The sequence below is a fragment of the Pseudomonas sp. MF4836 genome (genome assembly GCF_002018875.1).
In the GTDB taxonomy this organism is placed as follows: domain Bacteria; phylum Pseudomonadota; class Gammaproteobacteria; order Pseudomonadales; family Pseudomonadaceae; genus Aquipseudomonas.
The window spans coordinates 334,142-352,947 of the sequence record NZ_MVOL01000005.1 but is presented as its reverse complement, the minus strand read 5'-3'; the positions used below and the strand labels follow the sequence as shown (position 1 = coordinate 352,947).

The window sequence follows — 18,806 nt, the reverse complement described above, 5'->3', positions numbered from 1 at the left end:
GGCCGTGGGCTCAATGCTCCTGGGCGCGGTAGGCGCCCGGGGTCAGGCCGGTCCACTTCTTGAAGGCCCGATGAAAGGCCGAGGGCTCGGAAAACCCCAGCTGCTCGGCGATCTGTTGCAACGACAGGTCGGCCCGCCCCAGGTGATAGATGGCGATATCGCGCCGCAACTGATCCTTCAACTCCTGAAAACTCGACCCTTCTTCACGCAGGTGCCGGCGCAGGGTCTGGGGGCTGATGTGCAGTTGCCGGGCCACGCTTTCCAGGTCTGGCCAGTGCTCGCTGTCGCGACTGAGCAGGCGGCGTAGCTGGCTGCTCAGGCTGTCGCCAGGGTCCGGCCGCGACAGCAGGTCGGCCGGCGAGCGTTCAAGAAAATGCTTGAGGGTCCGTTCGTCCTGCAGCAATGGCAGGTCCAGGTAGCGGCTGTGGAACAGCAGGCTACTGTGCTCGGCGCCAAACACCAGGGGGCAGGGGAACAACAGGTCGTATTCGGCACCGTGCCCGGGCCGGGGGTAGCTGAAGGTCGCCTGCTCCAGGCGAATCCGTTGGCCGACCAGCCAACTGCCGAGGCGATGCCAGATCACCAGCAGGCTTTCGCTGAGGAAGTGATCCGGGTCCCGCAGTTGACTGTCGTCCAGGCTCAGGCGGGTCATCTCGCCTTCACGACTGAGGCTCAGGCGCGGGGCCTGCGGGAATAGGCTATAAAATAATAAGCCGCGATTGAGCGCCTTCCCCAGGGTCCGGCAATGAATCAGCGCATGGCACATCATGGCGAAGGTGCCGCGCTTGCTCGGTTCGGGCGCGAACCCCAGGTATTCATCATCCAGCGCTTGCCAGAGCAATTGCAGCAAGCCGCTGAACTGCTCGGGGGCGATGCGTGCCCTGGGCTCGTTGAGCAGTTCGGCGCTGATGCCCACCTGTTGCAGCAGCGCCGAGCAGTCATGGCCACGCCGACGCGCGCCGCCAAGAGCGGCACGGGCGAAATGACTGGCGATGGTGCGTTCGCGCATGCGGGCTGATCCGTCCATTGAGTGGCGGATGGTAGTCAGCGGGCGTAGGTCGGACAAGGCGGATATCCGCCAAATTGTAGGACGAGCGAGGGGCAATGGGCGGAAATCCGCCATGTCGAGCCCCGGCCAAGAATCCGAGTGTTGGGTTGTGACCCTGATGTCTAAAGGCCTCCAGGGCATTTTCAACAAGGTGGCACGGGCTTTGCGATAAGGCCGATAGAGATGCCTGCGCGCAGCTCGACAAAACAAATCCCTCCAGTGCAGGAGGGTTCGCACTTTAGGCGTCGTGTGCATCGATGGATGATGTTCACCGGGGCTTTTGAGGAACTTTGCAATGACGACTCGTCAGCCACTGTACAAATCCCTGTATTTCCAGGTGATCGTTGCCATCGCCATCGGCATCCTGCTCGGTCACTTCTACCCGCAGACCGGCGTCGCCTTGAAGCCGCTGGGTGACGGGTTCATCAAACTGATCAAAATGGTCATCGCCCCGATCATCTTCTGCACCGTTGTCAGCGGTATCGCCGGCATGCAGAGCATGAAATCGGTCGGCAAGACCGGCGGCTACGCGCTGCTGTACTTCGAAATCGTCTCCACCATCGCGCTGCTGATCGGTCTGGTCGTGGTCAACGTCGTTCAGCCGGGCGCCGGCATGCACATCGACGTCGCTACCCTCGACGCTTCGAAAGTCGCTGCCTACGTGACGGCCGGTGCTGACCAGAGCATCGTCGGCTTCCTGCTCAACGTGATCCCCAACACCATCGTCGGCGCTTTCGCCAATGGCGACATCCTGCAAGTGCTGATGTTCTCGGTGATCTTCGGTTTCGCCCTGCATCGCCTGGGTGCCTACGGCAAGCCGGTGCTGGACTTCATCGATCGCTTCGCCCACGTGATGTTCAACATCATCAACATGATCATGAAGCTCGCGCCAATTGGTGCCCTGGGCGCCATGGCCTTCACCATCGGTGCCTACGGTGTCGGCTCGCTGGTGCAGTTGGGTCAACTGATGATCTGCTTCTACATCACCTGCGTGCTGTTCGTGGTGGTGGTACTGGGCGCCATCTGCCGCGCTCACGGTTTCAGCGTGCTGAAACTGATCCGCTACATCCGTGAAGAACTGCTGATCGTACTGGGTACTTCCTCGTCCGAATCGGCTCTGCCGCGCATGCTGATCAAAATGGAACGCCTGGGTGCCAAGAAGTCGGTAGTCGGCCTGGTGATCCCGACCGGTTATTCCTTCAACCTCGACGGCACGTCGATCTACCTGACCATGGCGGCCGTGTTTATCGCCCAGGCGACCGACACCCACATGGACATCACGCACCAGATCACTCTGCTGCTGGTGCTGCTGCTGTCCTCCAAAGGTGCTGCGGGCGTGACCGGTAGTGGCTTCATCGTGTTGGCGGCCACCCTGTCGGCGGTCGGTCACCTGCCGGTGGCCGGTCTGGCACTGATCCTGGGTATCGACCGCTTCATGTCCGAAGCCCGTGCCCTGACCAACCTGGTGGGTAACGCCGTGGCCACCCTGGTGGTTGCCAAGTGGGTCAAGGAACTGGACGAAGACAAGCTGCAGGTCGAGCTGGCTTCCGGTGGTCGTGGTATCTCCGACACCCGTGAAGAAGATGACCTGGGCGTGGCCGAAGGCCCGGCGCCAAGCATCCTCAAATAAGCTGTGTGTTAATGAAAAACCCGCTGCGGCGGGTTTTTTATTGCCCGCATTTCGAGCGCAAGCGTCAGCCCGCCTGAGCGTTGCGGTAATTGCCGGGTGGGCATCGGCTGCCTACTCTGTGGGCAGTCGATCTTGAGTCAGGAGGGGTCATGCACGGTCCGTTGGCGTCACTCAAAGTTCTGGATTTCTCCACCCTGCTGCCGGGGCCCTTCGCTTCGTTGCTGCTGGCGGACATGGGCGCCGACGTAGTGCGCATCGAGTCTCCGACCCGCATGGACCTGCTGCGGGTGCTGCCACCCCATGATCATGGGGTCTCCGCCAGCCACGCCTACCTCAACCGCAACAAGCGCAGCCTGGCCCTGGACCTCAAGCAGCCGGAGGCGCTGGAAGTGGTCAGGCAACTGGTGCTGGATTACGACATCGTCCTCGAACAGTTTCGCCCGGGGGTGATGGAGCGCCTGGGCCTGGGGTATGAGGCATTGAAGGCACTCAACCCGAAGTTGATCTACGTCTCGATTACCGGCTACGGCCAGACCGGCCCCTACCGGGAGCGTGCCGGGCACGATATCAATTACCTGGCCCTGGCCGGTCTGGCCAGCTACACCGGGCGCCAGGACAGCGGGCCATTGCCGCTGGGGATTCAAGCGGCGGATATTGCCGGTGGTTCGCTGCACGGCGTGATCGGTCTGTTGGCGGCGGTGATCGCCCGTCAGCACAGCGGCGTCGGGCAACACCTGGATGTGAGCATGACCGACTGCGCCTTCAGCCTGAATGCCATGGCCGGCGCCGGTTATCTGGCATGTGGCGTCGAGCCGCAGCGCGAGGATCAGATGCTCAATGGCGGCAGCTTTTACGACTACTACCGCAGCCGTGACGGTCGCTGGTTGTCGGTGGGCAGCCTGGAGCCCGGATTTATGCAGGCCCTGTGCGACGCCCTGGGCCGGCCGGAATTGGCAGCTCAGAGCCTGTCGCCCAGGCCTGAGCAGCAGCAAGCCTTGAAACAGGCGCTGCAGATCGAGTTCGAGAAGCGCGACTTTGCCGAGCTCTGCGAGTTGTTTGCCGCCCTGGATGCCTGTGTCGAGCCGGTCCTCAGCCTTGCTGAAGCGCTGGAGCACCCGCAGTTGCAGGCGCGGCAACTGGTCAGCCACGTGCCCCGTGGCGATGGCAGCGCGCAGGCGCAGATCGCCTGTCCGCTGAAATTTTCCCAGGGCTTGCCCGAGCCGCGGCATATCGGTGCTGCGGTCGGCGCGCATTCCGAGCAGGTGCTGCGGGAGTTGGGCTACAGCCCTGAGCGTATCGACCAGCTACGCCGGGCCAAGGTGACTCTGTAGCCGCAGCCGGGCCTCATTCCACCCGCATTTCACCACTAAACACCAGGGTGTGCCGGCAGCGTCGGCACAGGTAGCGCCGGCCCTGGCCGACCAGGCTGTGACGCTGGGCGGAAAACGGGAAGTCGCTGTCGGCACAGGGGCAGCGGTAGATATAACGGGTCACGCGACGCCGCTGGATTTCATAGGTGTGGCAGCGGTTGGGCGGCAGTTCGTACACGCCGCGCATGATCAATTGCCATTCTTCGCCATGGGGCTGAATGCGTTCGCCGAACAATTGATGGGCGATCAGGTGCGCGACCTCATGAGCCACGGTCTGCTTGAGGAAGTCTTCGGTGTTTTCCCGGTACAGCTGCGGGTTGAAGCGCAGCAGGTTCTCGTGCAGGTGCGCTACGCCGGCCTTCTGGCCACGCAACTTGAGGCTGACCACGGGACGTTTGAAAGGTCGTTTGAAAAAGGATTCAGCGAGTTGGAAACAGTCTTCGACGCGGGTATTGAGTTGCTCGGGCATGCTTAACGGCTCTCCAGAGGTGTCGAGTATGCCGCAAAGCCCGGGGTTTCCGAATCGTCCAGGCGCCGAATGGTCATGCCGGCCCACCAATTAAAAGGCCGCCTTGCGGCGGCCTGTGTTGGCAGATCTGGTTTTAGGAGATGAATGGCGTCTGTTACTGCCTCAGTTGGTGTAGACCGGGCCGACACCCAGGCCCCAGACGATCACGGTAAACGCCATGATCGCCACCAGCACGACCAGCCCAACGGCCAGTACCGAGCTGGAAAACAGAAAACCCTCGTCCGATGGAATGTTCATGAAGGTCGGCAACCCCACATACAGCAGGTACACCGTGTAGCAGATAGCCGCCGTGCCGATGATCATGCCCAGCCACATATGCGGGTACAGCGCCGCCAGGCCGCCGACGAACAGCGGCGTTGCGGTGTAGGTGGCAAAGGCGATGCAGCGGGCCAGGCTTGGGTTGGCGTCGTAGGTGCGGGCCATCCAGTGCACGAAGGCGCCCATGACGGCCACGCCGCCGAGCATGGCCAGGTAGGACATGATGGTCATCCACAGTGCGCTTTCCACGGTGAGCATCACCGGGGCTCGACTGCCGATGACCCAACCGACCTGGGTGGTGCCGATAAACGCGGAAACGGCCGGTATGGCCGCGAGAATCAGGGTGTGGGTGAGGTACATGTGGCTGATGCTTTCTTCCTGGTCGCCACGGATTTCTCGCCATTCTTGATCAGGGTGGGTGAAGAGGCCCACGACGTGATGGATCATATTCAGTCACTCCTTTGTTATTGCCATCGCCCCCCAGCGGAGCGCCTACGGGCCAATAGGCCAAGTAAGTAAAGGTCTGTATGTGTGTGCGACCTTATGTCGCAGTATAGGAAGGACTTGCTGGCGTGGCTGCGGGGGGTTAGAGCAAATCGCGCTGTAAAGGTAATGCGTAATCGCCGAAGAGTCTTGGCCGTTGCAGCTCTTCGCCCGGCGCGGATTTTTTGCGTAAAATACCCGGCTTTTCGTCACACACCTCGCGGATTCCAGCGCCATGGGCACTCTTACGGTCAACCAGAACAAACTGCAGAAACGCCTGCGTCGCCAGGCGGGCGAAGCGGTCGCCGACTTCAACATGATCGAAGACGGTGACAAGGTCATGGTCTGCCTGTCCGGCGGCAAGGACAGCTACACCATGCTCGATGTGCTGCTGCACTTGCAGAAGGTGGCGCCGATCAAGTTCGACATCGTTGCGGTGAACATGGACCAGAAGCAGCCGGGCTTTCCCGAGGATGTGCTGCCGGCCTACCTCAAGACCCTGGGCGTGGAGTACCACATCGTCGAGAAAGACACCTATTCGGTGGTCAAGGAGCTGATCCCGGAAGGCAAGACCACCTGCTCGCTGTGCTCGCGCCTGCGTCGCGGCACGCTGTACACCTTTGCCGATGAAATCGGCGCGACCAAGATGGCCCTCGGTCATCACCGCGACGACATCATCGAGACCTTCTTCCTCAATATGTTTTTCAACGGCTCGCTCAAGGCCATGCCGCCCAAGTTGCGGGCCGATGACGGGCGCAATGTGGTGATCCGGCCCCTGGCCTACTGCAACGAGAAGGACATCCAGGCCTACTCCGACCTCAAGCAATTTCCGATCATCCCCTGCAACCTCTGCGGCTCCCAGGAGAACCTGCAGCGCCAGGTGGTCAAGGACATGCTTCAGGAGTGGGAGCGCAAGACCCCGGGCCGCAGCGAAAGCATCTTCCGCAGCTTGCAGAATGTGCAGCTGTCGCAGTTGGCCGACCGCAACCTGTTCGACTTCACCAGCCTGCGCATCGATGAAACCGCCGCCTCGCGTTTCGTCAATGTGCTGAACCTCTGAACCCCAGCCGTCAAGGCCGGGCTCGAGGCGCGGCGTCGGGGATGTATGCCAGGCTGCCGAAATCCCGGGCATTGAACAGGCGTTCACCGTTGTCCGGCAGCGTGCGCAGCACCTGGTGATCGGCCTGAAGGTAGCCCAGCGGCAGGGGCTCGCCATTGTGGTACTGGGCCAGGATCAGGGTGCGTTGCGGGTCCCAGTGCTGGCCGCTGGTTTTCTCCAGCCAGGCCATGAACCCTGCGCTATCGCCGTCGCGGGGGAAATCCTGGGTGTCCTGTAGGTAGTAGAACGGCGCGCCGTGATTCTGCAGGTACAGCGGCAGTTTGTTATCGACCTCCACCATCACCACTCGCCATTGGGCCCAGGGTGCCTGTTTGTCGGCCTCGGCCCGCACCGCCTGGGCGAACTGCATCACCCCGCCACCGCCATTGGTCCAGGGGTAGAGCACCCCCAACACCAGCAGCATGACCCCGGCAGCCACCGCGAAGCCTTTGCTCCAGCCACGCCCGCCGACCTGTCCGGCGGCTCGGCGCTGGGCAAGGCGTCGGCTCAGCCACCAGGCCGCGAGTAACTGGGCAAAGGGCACCAGCGGCAATACGTAGTAGCTGCGGCGGCTGCCGCTGGCGGTGAAAAACAGCATCAGCAGGCCCAGGCTCCACACCAGCCAGCGCGCATTGGGCTCGATCTGCCGCCAGTGGCGCAGGGCGACCCATAAACCGAGGATCCAGCACGGCGCCCAGGGCAGGGTGTAGACCGGCAGGTAGATCAGGTAGGTGTAGAGCGGGCCGACATGGTCGAACGGGTCGAAAAAACGCACCAGGTTTTCCCGCAGCACCAGGCTCAGGCCGCTGTCGCCCACGGTCGGCTGGCCATACAGATGCGAGAGCAGGAACGGCAACATATAGACCAGCCCGGCCAGCAGCAGCGCCAGGCACAGCCGCAGATTGAGGTGACGCTTCCAGCGCCCGGCGCTCATCAGGTGTGGCAGCAGCACCAGCCCGGGCAAGATGAAACCGATCAGGCCCTTGCACAGCGAAGTGGCCGCCAGTATCAGGAAAAACCCGCAATAGCGACTCAGGCGGGTGTCGTCCGGCTCCCGCCAGTACCACCAGACCGCCGCCAGCACCCCGAACAGGGTCAGAATGTCGGCCGTCGCCACCCGGGCCCAGAAGGCAAAGTAGAAGGTGGTCGCCAGCATCCAGCCGGCAATCAGCCCGGTGCCCTGGCGAAACAAGCGCTCGCCAAGCGAATGGATCAGCCACACGCTCAGGCACGCCGCGATCACCGACGGCAGGCGCAGCGACCAGTTATCCAGCCCGCCGAACAGCCCGCTGCTGGCGGTAATCAACCAGTAGGAAGGCAGCGGCTTGTCGTAATAGGGCATGCCCTTGAGGTACGGGTCGAAGTAATCGCCGCTTTGCAGCATTTGCAGGGCAATGTTCGCCCAGCGGGTTTCCGGCCCCCACAGCTCGCGGCTGCCCAGGCCGAGCAGCAGGATCAAAGCGCTCACACCCAGCAGTAGCGCCAGGGCCTTGTGCTGATTAAGGCTGCGTTGCATGGGGATCGCTCCGTGGTTGGACCCGCGCCAGTTTCAGTGGCTCACAGGCGAATGCCGTCCGGCCGGTGATGGCAAGCAGGGGATTGTGCTCAGGTGAGACGAGTGCTCAGGCGGTCAGCGCCGTTGGGCAGGCGCTGACCGTGGGACGACCGGGCTTATGGCGGGCTCTGGGGGAAGATCAGGATCACCAGGTTGCCTTGCTCGTAGCGTTTGCCGCCCAGGGGCAGGCGCTCGACTTCCTGGATCTCCTGCACGTCGTTGACCCGCATGACCACGCCTACCGAACCTCGCTTCAGGGCTTGGCTCATCCAGGGCTGGATCTGATCCAGATCGATCTTGCGCGGGCTCGAATCCGGGTAGTCGAGGCCGTACCTGAGCTCACCGGCGGTGTTGTACAGCGCCACGTCCGGACGTTGCAGGCGCCAGGCCAGGGCCGACGCCGCCCCCAGGTCATTACTCAGCAGGGTGCTGGTCTGGCGCAGTTGCTCCAGGTGCTGGTTGATGAACTGGTCCGGCATCTTGTTGTGCACCACGCTGGCGGGCATGCCGGGCGGCAGCAGGGCCACCAGCAGTAAGGTCCCCAGGGCCGGCGCAGCCCACAGCGCCAAGGGGCGCGAGGCGGCCAGCAGGTTGGCGATGATCCAGCCCATCAGCATGATGAACACCAGCGACAGGGCGAGCATTTCGTCATGGCCATACAGCGGTTTGCTGACCTGGATGTAGATCAGCCCCACCAGGGCGCCGACACCGACCACCAGGTTGAGCAAGGCATTGATACGCAGCGCCCGGCCTCGGGCCTGATTGAGCCGATCAATCAGGGTCGACCCCATCAGCAGGGCCAGTGGCAGCAGGCAAGGCATGATGTAGGTCGGCAGCTTGCCGCGGCTCAGGCTGAAAAAGGCCAGGGGCAACAGCAGCCACAGCAAAAGAAAGCCAATGCCGGCCTGGCGCTTGTCTTTCCATGCCTGGAGCAGGGTGCTCGGCAGCAACGCTGCCCAGGGCAGGCTGGAGACCACCAGCAGCGGCAGGTAGAACCACCAGGGGCGGGTGTGCTGCGCGTCCTCGGCGGCGAAGCGGCGAATATGTTCATGCCAGAAGAAGAACCGCCAGAAGTCCGGTTCGTGGGCGTGGATGCTCAGCACCCATGGCAGGCAGACCAGGGCCGCCACCAGCACCGCCAGCGGACCGAAGCGCAGCAGCTCGGTGAAGCGCCGCTGCCAGACCATGTACGGCACGGCAATCAGCACCGGCAGCAGCCAGGCCAGAAAGCCCTTGGTCAGAAACCCCATGCCACAGGCAAACCCCAGCGCTGCCCAGGCCGACAGGCGTTCGCGCAGGGTCTGGCCCTGGAGAGCAAACCACAGCGCCACCAGGCTCAGGTTGACCCACAGGGTGAACTGCGGGTCGAGGTTGGAGTAGCCGGCCTGCCCGGCAATCAGGCCGAAGCTCATGTACAGCAGCGCCGCCGCGAAACTCTTGCGCGGGTCATTCCACAAGCGCCGGGCAAGCAGATAGGCCAGCAGGATGCTCAGCCCGGTACTCAGCGCCGAAGCGATGCGCACCCCGAACAGGTTGTCGCCGAACACGGCCTGGCCAATGGCGATAAACCAATAGCCGGCAATGGGTTTTTCAAAGTAGCGGATGCCCATGAAATGCGGGGCGATCCAGTCACCCTTGAGCAGCATTTCCTGGCTGATCTGGGCATAACGGGTTTCGTCCGGAATCCACAGGCCATGGGTGGTCAATGGCAACAGGTAAAACACGGCGAAGGCTAAAAACAGCAGCGGTAGCGCCCAACGTCTGGTCATGCCCCGCACTCCTGTCGCTGGAGGTGGGGTGATGCCCGTTCCTTGGGCCTGGGGCGTAGAGTCATGCGCATGTCTGTCCTCGGTGTCGGGGGGCAGGTGATGGATCTGAGGTGCATTGGCTAATAAAGTACACGCCGCGAAAAAAGCAACTAAATACCAGTGGCTTCAAACAAAGCTGTCGATTGGCTGAATAACACTTCGAATGTTTAAAAAGTTCTGCAAGTTACTGCTGGACGTTGTTGAGTGTCGGCGGCCAGTGTTCACTGTTCATTATTCCCAGTACTTTCAACTGTCCATCGGGCTCCACTGCAAGAAACAACGAACTGCTGTACTCGCTGGCCAGGGCGTGTTCGTAACCCAGTTGTTTTTCCAGGTCGCTGATACAGCCGCTGTGAGTGATCAGTATCAGGTTGTGCCGCGGCTGTTTATGCGCCAGCACATCGCTTTTCAATGTCGGGCCGCAACTGGACAGCCAGGGCTGGGCCTGCGCGGGTTTGCCGAACATGTACTGCGAGGTCTGCAAGGTGCGGGTCAGGGGGCTGCTTAGGATCTCGGCATTGGCCATGCCCAGCGCGCGGTAAGCGTGGCCCAGCGCAATGGCGGTCGATTGGCCGATCAGGGTGATACCGTCCTCCGGGCCCAGGCAGGGGTGGCTGGACCGATCGCAGCGCTCGGCATGCCTGACCAGGACGATGACGTTTCCGGCCTGCCAATGCAGGTACAGATGGCTGTTGCTCATCTGCCTGGGGTCGCCGAGGTTGACCGGAGTCCGGGGCCACACCACAAATCCGGTGACCAGTATCACCAGTAATACGCAGAGGCTGCCCAGCAGTGACCGCTTAACCCGGGAGTTCATCTTGGGCTTCTCTGGAATAGGGGCAGTGGCTCGAGTAGGTCACGCTGTTCGCCTGGTATTGAAGTTGTCGAAAGTTCACGGTTGCGCCGAGCAGTAGTTATGACTTAGTTGGCGGTTTCACCCGGGCGCGGTGTCTGTAAAGCAATCTAAGGCGCTGCAGGTGGGGGATTGGTGAAAGCAATGTGAAAAAATCGAATGCCGATTGCCGGTGGTAAAACCCCCAGGGAGTTGGCGCATCGGCGATGGCCGTTAAGGGCATCGGCGGGCTGGTTTTTTATTGTGTGCAGCGGCGGGCCATGACGTGCCGGCCGTCCATTGCGAAAGCCCGGCAAAAGTAACGTATTAGAAAGTCGCCATGGCGTTTTAATGCGATCAGTTCAGCTGACTGTCAGCTAGGCCAGCAGCGGGGTGGGGACGCAGGGGGAGCAGATAGGCGCGGCCCTCGACAAAGGGCCACGCCTGGTGCGGTCGTCAACGAGTGGGGATTGCCCCCTGTCAGTGGTTGACGGTGAAGGCCAGCATGGCCGAAAGCTGGCACAGCGGACGCCCGCTTTGCTCCTGCCACTGGTTGAACACGTCCTGCACCAGGGCCTGATCGCGTTTGCTGCTGGGCACCTTGTCGACGATCTTCTGCGCGTTCAACGCGGCCACCACATCCCAGGTCGGGATAAAGGTGTCCTTGCCCACCATCCGCAGGAACCGCGGTGCCGAAAGGCCACCCATCTGGTTGCCGTGCTTGGCCAGGTACTGCCACAAGCCGACGATGTCGCTGCTCGGCCAGTCGGCAATGAAGTTGCCGAAGCTGCCGTGTTCATGGGCCACGTCAAGAATCATCTGCGCATTACGCGGCACACTCTTGAGCTTGCCCAGGTGGCGGATGATCCGCGCATCCTGCATCAGGCGCTCCAGGTGCTCGGCCCCCATCAGCACCACTTTTTCCGGGTCGAAGCCGAAAAACACCTGTTCGAAGGCCGGCCACTTGGCATCCACCAGGCTGTGTTTGAGCCCGGCGCGAAATACCCGCAAAGCCAGCGTCGACAGGTAGCGATCGGCGCTCAGCGAACGCAGGTAGGCGTCGGAGGCCGGGGTGGGCAGGTGGTCTTCCAGGGCTTTGGCCGAACCGAAGCGGTTAAGACAATATTCGTTCAGCCATTTGTAATCGTGCATGCCTTCTCCATATCGGTTCGAGGGGGCTGGGGCGTTGTACGCGGGCGATGGGACTTGAGGCAGCTCGATGGCCTCCAAGGTTCAATCCTTTGCGGGAGGCCTTGCTGCGAGCTTGAATCAGGCGGGGCTGGCAGTGCCTTCGCCCGCCAGTTTGCGGTTGAGCTGAAAACGCCAGCGCACATACAGCAGGGCCGAGCAGAACAGCGCCAGGCTGGCGAGCATTTCCAGCACACCGAACAGCTGGCGGTTGGGATCGTAGGCCGCCAGGGCACCCTTGATGAAGTACAGGTTCACCACAAAGCACATCCACGAGTGCCCGCGGGCACTGCCACTGAGCATGCCCGGGGCCATCAAGAGCAGTGGCACCAGCTCGATCAGCAGGATCACCCAGGGGCGCGCGCCGTGCAGGTCGGCCACCAGCAGGTAATAACCGCACAGCAGGCCGACCAGGCCGAGAAAGCACAGCAGGCTGAGGACGCGCGTCAGGCGCACCCGTGGTTCCAGCCATTCGACGGCGGGCAGGATTTTCGGCTTTTTAGCCACGGTTGCTCTCCAGTTGCCGGGCGGTTTTCGCCAGGCGCAGGCCCAGGGCCCGGCACAGGGTGACTTCGTGCTCGTTCAGCGGGCTCTTGCCGTCGGCGCCGGCGTGATGGCTGGCGCCATAAGGCGTGCCGCCACCACGGGTGTCCAGCAGCGCCGATTCGCTGTAGGGCAGGCCGGTGATCAGCATCCCGTGGTGCAACAGCGGCAGCATCATCGACAACAGGGTGGTTTCCTGGCCGCCGTGCAGGCTGGCGGTGGAGGTGAAGACCCCGGCAGGTTTGCCCACCAGGGCACCGGTCAGCCACAGGTTGCTGGTGCCGTCGAGGAAGTACTTGAGCGGCGCCGCCATGTTGCCGAAACGGGTTGGGCTGCCCAGGGCCAGGCCGGCGCAGTTTTTCAGGTCATCGAGGCTGGCATACAGCGCGCCATCTTCGGGAATGCTCGGCGCCACGGCTTCGCATTCGCTGGAGATCGCCGGCACGGTACGCAGGCGGGCTTCCAGTCCGCCCTGTTCGATGCCCCGGGCAATCTGCCGGGCCATCTCGGTGGTCGAGCCGTTGCGGCTGTAATACAGCACCAGGACGTAGGAGTCGCTCACGGCAGGATCTCCAGCACTTTTTCCGGCGGTCGGCCGATGATGGCTTTGTCGCCGGCTTCGAGAATCGGCCGTTCCATCAGTTTCGGGTGTGCGGCGATGGCATCGATCAACTGCGCCTCGGTGAGGCTGCTGTCCGCCAGGTTGAGGCTCTTGTACTCGTCTTCACCGGTGCGCAGCAGTTGGCGTGCGCCGATGCCGAGCTTGCCCAGCAGGCGTTGCAATTGCGGGGCGTCGAGTGGGGTTTCCAGGTAGCGCACCACGGTTGGAGCCAGGCCACGGGCCTCCAGCAGTTCCAGCGCACCGCGGGATTTCGAGCAGCGCGGGTTGTGATAAAGCGTCAGATCGGTCATGTGCGGGTCGCATCTTGCCTTAGGTGGCGGCTATTCTACCTGCGCCGCGGGCTGTCCTGAACCTTGAGAGGCGATGGGTCGCAGGCAACAGCGGTTTCAGATGATTTTTCAGACAAGGATCAAGGCATGGCAAGGCGACTGGCAGCGGCATTGGCACTCTGCACCACGGTGTTGCTCGGCGGCTGCGGCAACGACTACGGCGTTGACCAATATGGCCAGAAAGTGGCGGGTGAGCGTATTGATAAACAATGGCTGGTGCTCAATTACTGGGCTGAGTGGTGTGGGCCGTGCCGCACCGAGATTCCCGAACTGAATGCGCTGGCCGAGCAGCTCAAGGGGCAGCCGGTGAGTGTACTGGGGGTCAATTTCGATAATGTGCAGGGCGATGAACTGAAAGCCGCCAGCGACAAGCTGGGGATCAAGTTCACCGTGCTGGCCCAGGACCCGGCGCCGATCTTCGACCTGCCGCGCAGCGAGGCGCTGCCGGTGACCTACCTGATCGACGACAAGGGCAAGGTGCGCGAACAACTGATGGGCGAGCAGACCGCAGCGGGTGTTATCGCCAAGCTGCAAGCCCTGCGCGGTCAGTAACCCGTAGCCCGATAACGTCTGCAGGGCATCTGTAGCCGCTGCCGAAGGCTGCGGCTACAAGTCAGCCTTCTTCCAGCCACAAGCGCAGCGGTTTGCCTTCAGCCGGCCAGAAGCGCACTTGCTCGATCGGCGACACATCCCAACGCTCTACGGTTTCCAGCGCTTGCAGGAAGCGCCGCTCCTGCTCCATCAACGCCGGCGCGCAGAGTTTGCGGGTGTTGCCGACCTTGCCGAAACTGAGCTTGTCGCCGTCCAGGGTATAAGGCGCGAACCAGTGGTTGCAGCCGCCGTTGCCGTAGGCGCGACCGTCTTCACCCAGGGTGATGGTCAGGTGGCTGTTGTCGATCAATGGCCGCTCGCCAATCCATTCCAGGACGTAGCTGCGGTCGTGCTGGAGTTTCAGCGGCTCGGCGGCGCAACCCAGCAACCCTGCGGCCACTGCGGCGCTCAGTGCCAGGCGTTTCATTGCGCGGCCTGCTGGCATTTCGGGCAGCGATGCTTTTCACCTTCGCTGACCCAGCCCAGTTCGGCGATGCGCGCACTGGCGGCCGGTTTCTCGGCCTTGTTGCCGAGCTTGGCGTCGACCGCGAACTCAAAGCTCAATTCGCTGGCGCAGCTGTCGCAATTGACTTGCCACTGATGAATGGCCAATTCGCCGAACACCGGGCCTCGGGCGACGGCGACCCACTGACCGAGGGGGTTGATCAGGTGGCGCACGGTTTCCACGGTCAGGCGCATGGACAAGTCCTTGCTGCCCTTGAGCGTGACGATTAACACGTCATCGTTGCGAATCGAGCCACCGTTGCCAGTGACCTGATACCGCCCCGGCACCAGGGCGCGGCACTCGATCAGGGTGTGTTGCGGGTTCATCAGGGTGTAGCGGAAATCGTGTTCGACCATGGGTCCTCCAAGTAGGCGGCTATGCTAGCACGCGACTTTGCAGCGAGCCGACCTTCACGCCACCGTCGGTCCGTCGATTCAGTTCTGTACCAGGTTCTGCGGGGTGCCGGCGGCCCAGGCGGCGATGTTGTGCAGGGTGGTGTCGGCAATCGCGCCCAATGCCTCGCGGGTCAGAAACGCCTGGTGGGCGGTGATGATCACGTTGGGAAAGGTCAACAGCCGTGCCAGCACATCATCCTGCAGCGGCAGGTCGGAACGGTCCTCGAAAAACAGCTGGGCCTCCTCTTCATAGACATCCAGCCCCAGGTAGCCCAACTGGCCGTTTTTCAGGGCGTCGATCAGCGCCGGGGTATCCACCAGGCCACCACGGCCGGTGTTGATCAGCATGGCGCCGGGTTGCATGTGCGCCAGGCTGCGGCTGTTGATCAGGTACTTGCTGTCGGCCGTGAGCGGGCAGTGCAGGCTGATGATCTGCGATTCGGCCAGCAACTGCGGCAGCTCCATATAGCGGGCGCCGAGGGCTTCGACCTGCGGGTTGGGGTAGGGATCATAGGCCAGCAGTTGGCACCCGAACCCGGCCATGATCCTGGCGAACGTCGCGCCGATCTGGCCGGTGCCGACCACGCCGACAGTCTTGCCCACCAGGTCGAACCCGGTCAGGCCGTGCAGGCTGAAGTCGCCCTCGCGGGTGCGGTTGTAGGCGCGGTGCAGGCGCCGGTTCAGGGCCAGGATCAGCGCCACCGCGTGTTCGGCCACGGCATGGGGCGAGTAGGCCGGTACCCGCACCACCGCCAGCCCCAGGCGCTTGGCTGCCACCAGGTCGACGTGGTTGTAACCGGCCGAGCGCAGGGCGATCAGGCGTGTGCCGCCAGCCGCCAGTTGTTCCAGCACCGGTGCGCTCAGGTCATCGTTGATAAAGGGACAGACCACTTCATGCTGTTCGGCCAGGGCCACGGTATCCAGACTTAGCCTGGCGGGCTGGAATTGCAGCTCGATGCCCGGTGGCAGGTCGGCGCCCAGGAAGCTGTCGCGATCGTAGGTCTGGCTGCTGAAGAGAATCGTGCGCATGGAGTGATCCTGATTAAAGGGGTGGCACAGCATGGCGGCTCGGGGCGAGCCGGGCATTGCCTTGGGTCAGGTGTTGAAACGCGCCTCGCTGGCCAGACGGGTTATCGCCCGATCCAGTTCGTCGAGTGCGGCGAAGGCCTTGACATCTTCCTGCTTGAGCAAGGTTTCGCTGCGTTGGCAGGTGGCGCGCAATTGCGGCACGCCGCAGTAACGGGTGGCGCCGTGCAGGCGGTGGACCCGCTCGATCAGCGCGTTGCGGTCATTGGCTTCGCGCGCGGCACGGATCGCTTCGCGGTCGGCCTCCAGGGACGCGAGCAGCATGGCCAGCATGTCGGCTGCCAGATCAGCCTTGCCAGCGGCCAGGCGCAGGCCTTCATCGTGGTCCAGCACCTGCAGTTCGATGCTCTTGCCATGAAACTCGCTGGAGCGTTCGGGACCCTGGTTACGTAGGGCCAGGCCGGTCCACTTCAACACCACCTGAGCCAATTGGCGTTCGCTGATGGGTTTGGTCAGGTAATCATCCATGCCGCTTTGCAGCAGCGCGCGTTTTTCGTTGGCCATGGCGTGGGCGGTGAGGGCGACGATGGGCAGCGGCGAACCATGGCGCTCGCTTTCCCACAGGCGGATCGCCTCGGTGCTTTGTCGCCCGTCCATGCCGGGCATCTGCACGTCCATCATCACCAGGTCGAACGATTCGTTCTGGATCGCCTTGAGCGCGGCATAACCACTTTCGACCGCCAGCACCTTGGCACCCATGTCTTCGAGCAGGGTCTGCACCAGCAGCAGGTTGGCCGGGTTGTCATCGACACACAGCACCCGCGGTGCGCGGCTCGACAAGGGTTCGCCGGGCTCGTTGCGCACCTGGCGCGGGTTGACCAGGTCGGACAGGGCGCGGCGCAGTTTGCGGGTACAGGCCGGCTTGGCCTGCAACTGGCTGTGGGGATTGGGCACCGATAGCTGGAACAGCGTCTGCTCGGTGGTCGGGCACAGCACCAGGACCTTGCAGCCGAGGTGCTCCAGGTCCCAGATATATTGGTTGAGCCGCTCGGGCGGCATGTCGTTGCTGGTGATGCCCAGCACCGCGAGGTCGATCGCCTGATCGGTCTGGTGCACTCCGGTAATGCCGTTGGTCAGGGCTTCCAGGGTGTTGAACGGGGTCACCTCCAGGCCGCAGTCTTCCAGTTGGTGCTGCAACGCCTGGCGCGCCAGTTCGTGATTTTCCACGATCGCCACCCGGCGCCCGAGCAAAGGCGGGCCCGGCAGGTCCTCGGCGTCGTCGCGGGTCTTGGGCAGGCTGAGGCTGATCCAGAACTCCGAGCCTTCGCCCGGCGTGCTGTCGACCCCGATCTCGCCGCCCATCTGCTCGATCAGGCGCTTGGAAATCACCAGCCCCAGGCCAGTGCCGCCGGGTTGCCGCGACAGCGAGTTGTCGGCCTGGCTGAAGGCCTGGAACAACGCCCGCACGTCCTGGTTCGACAAACCAATGCCGGTGTCCTGGATGCTGATCCGCAACTGCACGCTGTCTTCGTGTTCCTCTTCAAGCATGGCGCGGGCGACGATGGTGCCTTCGCGGGTGAACTTGATCGCGTTGCTCACCAGGTTGGTGAGGATCTGCTTGAGCCGCAGCGGGTCGCCGAGCAGCGCCAGTGGCGTATCGCGATAGACCAGGCTGACCAGCTCCAACTGTTTGGCGTGGGCCGCCGGGGCGAGGATGGTCAGGGTGTCTTGCAGCAAGTCCCGCAGGTTGAATGGAATGCTGTCGAGCACCAGCTTGCCGGCCTCGATTTTCGAGAAGTCGAGAATTTCGTTGATGATGCCCAGCAGGCTGTCGGCGGACTTTTCGATGGTCCCCAGGTAATCCAGCTGACGTGGGGTCAGCTCGCTTTTCTGCAGCAAATGGGTGAAGCCGAGAATGCCGTTGAGCGGGGTACGGATCTCGTGACTCATGTTGGCCAGGAACTCGGACTTGATCCGGCTGGCCTCCAGGGCCTCCTTGCGGGCCAGGTCCAGCTCGATGTTCTGGATCTCGATGGTTTCCAGGTTCTGGCGCACGTCTTCGGTGGCCTGGTCGATGCTGTGCTGCAATTCTTCCTGGGCGTTCTGCAGGGTGCCGGCCATGCGGTTGATGCCCGAGGCCAGTTCGTCCAGTTCCTGGCTGCCCAGTGGTGGTAGGCGGGTTTCCAGGTTGCCGTCCTTGAGCTGGGCCACGGCCTGCTTGATCTGGCTCAGTGGGGTGTTGATGGTGCGGCTCATGCGCAGGGCCAGCAACGTGGTGCCGGCCAGGCCTGCGGCGATCAACAGCAGGCTGGCGAACAGGCTGCGGTAACCGCGCAGCAGCATGCCGCTGTGGGACAGCTCCAGTTCGACCCAGCCCAGCAGGCGGTCGGCTTCATCGGGTATCAGGTCGCCGGCGAGGTTGCGGTGGCGCCCGAAGACGGGCAGCAGGTAGCGGGTCGCATCGTTGCCGGTGCGTTGCAGCATATGGTTGCTGTTACCGATCGGCGGTTGGTTGAGCATGCTCGGGCCGGCGTGGGCCAGGAGGGTACGATCCGGGGCGAGAAACGACACTGCGCGTACATCCGACTGCTCCAGGGACTGGGTGGCGATGCGCTCCAGCAGGTCGTTGTCCTTGTGTCCCATGGCCGGGGCCACCAGGGGTGCCAATTGCTCGGCGATCATTTCGCCACGTTGCAGAAGTTGGGTTTGCAGGTCCGCTTGCTGCATCCAGGTGAAATACCCACCCAGCACCAGGGCCATCAGGCTCGTCGGTAACAAGGTCAGCAGCAGTACGCGACCTTTGATTCCCAGTTTCTTAAGCACCTGACTCTCCTGCCAACCTGTTGTTTTGAATGAACGACGCGCACTTCCGTGAGGCGCCACTCGCGCAGTGTAGCGATTTGCGAGTCAGCGATCTTGGCAAATTGCGCAGGGCCCGAAACAACCGTTGGGCGTTTATCGGGCCCGAATCCAGGCATTGGTTGCTCGTGGTCGG

General features: G+C 62.8%; 18 protein-coding genes. 4 read left to right on the top strand and 14 right to left on the bottom strand.

The genetic code is table 11. The features are described from left to right. Positions 1-10: 10 nt before the first annotated feature. Positions 11-1,009: an AraC family transcriptional regulator gene (locus MF4836_RS14315; protein WP_078470827.1), complete on the bottom strand. Its 999-nt coding sequence runs from the start codon at positions 1,007-1,009 to the stop codon at positions 11-13. Positions 1,010-1,343: 334 nt separating this feature from the next. Here MF4836_RS14315 and MF4836_RS14305 point away from each other — a divergent pair, with 334 nt between their 5' ends. Both MF4836_RS14305 and MF4836_RS14300 read left to right on the top strand, forming a co-directional pair. After that, the gene (locus MF4836_RS14305) at positions 1,344-2,678 is read left to right on the top strand and encodes a dicarboxylate/amino acid:cation symporter (RefSeq protein WP_020295640.1); all 1,335 of its coding nucleotides are present in this window, start codon (positions 1,344-1,346) and stop codon (positions 2,676-2,678) included. Positions 2,679-2,827: 149 nt separating this feature from the next. Then, on the top strand, positions 2,828-4,009 hold the full coding sequence (locus tag MF4836_RS14300; RefSeq protein ID WP_078470825.1) for a CaiB/BaiF CoA transferase family protein: 1,182 nt from the start codon (positions 2,828-2,830) through the stop codon (positions 4,007-4,009). Between the two features lie 13 nt (positions 4,010-4,022). Here the strand turns inward: MF4836_RS14300 and MF4836_RS14295 are convergent, their stop codons facing one another. Together MF4836_RS14295 and MF4836_RS14290 are read right to left on the bottom strand one after the other, a co-directional pair. Further along, positions 4,023-4,517, bottom strand: a complete 495-nt coding sequence (locus tag MF4836_RS14295) for a SprT family zinc-dependent metalloprotease (RefSeq protein ID WP_020295638.1) — start codon at positions 4,515-4,517, stop codon at positions 4,023-4,025. 162 nt (positions 4,518-4,679) lie between these two features. Continuing rightward, on the bottom strand, positions 4,680-5,282 hold the full coding sequence (locus MF4836_RS14290; protein ID WP_020295637.1) for a Yip1 family protein: 603 nt from the start codon (positions 5,280-5,282) through the stop codon (positions 4,680-4,682). Between the two features lie 271 nt (positions 5,283-5,553). Here MF4836_RS14290 and ttcA point away from each other — a divergent pair, with 271 nt between their 5' ends. After that, the gene (ttcA, locus tag MF4836_RS14285) at positions 5,554-6,378 is read left to right on the top strand and encodes a tRNA 2-thiocytidine(32) synthetase TtcA (RefSeq protein WP_078470824.1); all 825 of its coding nucleotides are present in this window, start codon (positions 5,554-5,556) and stop codon (positions 6,376-6,378) included. Positions 6,379-6,388: 10 nt separating this feature from the next. Here the strand turns inward: ttcA and MF4836_RS14280 are convergent, their stop codons facing one another. From MF4836_RS14280 to arsC, 7 genes are all read right to left on the bottom strand, one after another. Next, entirely contained in the window at positions 6,389-7,933 is a 1,545-nt protein-coding gene (locus MF4836_RS14280) for an ArnT family glycosyltransferase (RefSeq protein ID WP_078470823.1), read from the bottom strand. A gap of 155 nt (positions 7,934-8,088) precedes the next feature. Further along, positions 8,089-9,741, bottom strand: coding sequence for a lipid IV(A) 4-amino-4-deoxy-L-arabinosyltransferase (gene arnT / locus MF4836_RS14275; RefSeq protein WP_078470822.1), 1,653 nt, complete (start codon positions 9,739-9,741; stop codon positions 8,089-8,091). Between the two features lie 223 nt (positions 9,742-9,964). Further along, positions 9,965-10,597: a histidine phosphatase family protein gene (locus tag MF4836_RS14270; protein ID WP_078470821.1), complete on the bottom strand. Its 633-nt coding sequence runs from the start codon at positions 10,595-10,597 to the stop codon at positions 9,965-9,967. Between the two features lie 495 nt (positions 10,598-11,092). Then, entirely contained in the window at positions 11,093-11,764 is a 672-nt protein-coding gene (locus MF4836_RS14265) for a DNA-3-methyladenine glycosylase I (protein ID WP_078470820.1), read from the bottom strand. Positions 11,765-11,881: 117 nt separating this feature from the next. Beyond that, complete coding sequence (locus MF4836_RS14260; RefSeq protein ID WP_078470819.1) at positions 11,882-12,307, bottom strand: DUF2069 domain-containing protein; 426 nt, start codon at positions 12,305-12,307, stop codon at positions 11,882-11,884. After that, the gene (gene wrbA, locus MF4836_RS14255) at positions 12,300-12,905 is read right to left on the bottom strand and encodes an NAD(P)H:quinone oxidoreductase (RefSeq protein WP_020295630.1); all 606 of its coding nucleotides are present in this window, start codon (positions 12,903-12,905) and stop codon (positions 12,300-12,302) included. The genes MF4836_RS14260 and wrbA overlap by 8 nt, the downstream gene beginning before the upstream one ends. Next, entirely contained in the window at positions 12,902-13,255 is a 354-nt protein-coding gene (arsC, locus tag MF4836_RS14250) for an arsenate reductase (glutaredoxin) (protein ID WP_078470818.1), read from the bottom strand. The genes wrbA and arsC overlap by 4 nt, the downstream gene beginning before the upstream one ends. Positions 13,256-13,381: 126 nt before the next feature. Between arsC and MF4836_RS14245 the strand changes: the two genes are divergently transcribed. Further along, on the top strand, positions 13,382-13,846 hold the full coding sequence (locus tag MF4836_RS14245) for a TlpA family protein disulfide reductase (RefSeq protein WP_078470817.1): 465 nt from the start codon (positions 13,382-13,384) through the stop codon (positions 13,844-13,846). Positions 13,847-13,907: 61 nt separating this feature from the next. Here MF4836_RS14245 and MF4836_RS14240 read toward each other — a convergent pair whose 3' ends face one another. From MF4836_RS14240 to MF4836_RS14225, 4 genes are all read right to left on the bottom strand, one after another. Continuing rightward, entirely contained in the window at positions 13,908-14,312 is a 405-nt protein-coding gene (locus MF4836_RS14240) for an META domain-containing protein (RefSeq protein WP_078470816.1), read from the bottom strand. After that, on the bottom strand, positions 14,309-14,746 hold the full coding sequence (locus MF4836_RS14235; protein WP_078470815.1) for a hypothetical protein: 438 nt from the start codon (positions 14,744-14,746) through the stop codon (positions 14,309-14,311). The genes MF4836_RS14240 and MF4836_RS14235 overlap by 4 nt, the downstream gene beginning before the upstream one ends. Before the next feature lie 78 nt (positions 14,747-14,824). Further along, positions 14,825-15,814 carry a 2-hydroxyacid dehydrogenase gene (locus MF4836_RS14230; RefSeq protein ID WP_078470814.1) on the bottom strand — a complete coding sequence of 330 codons (990 nt, stop codon included), beginning with the start codon at positions 15,812-15,814 and terminating at the stop codon, positions 14,825-14,827. A gap of 66 nt (positions 15,815-15,880) precedes the next feature. Continuing rightward, complete coding sequence (locus MF4836_RS14225) at positions 15,881-18,634, bottom strand: response regulator (protein WP_078470813.1); 2,754 nt, start codon at positions 18,632-18,634, stop codon at positions 15,881-15,883. Positions 18,635-18,806 lie beyond the last annotated feature (172 nt).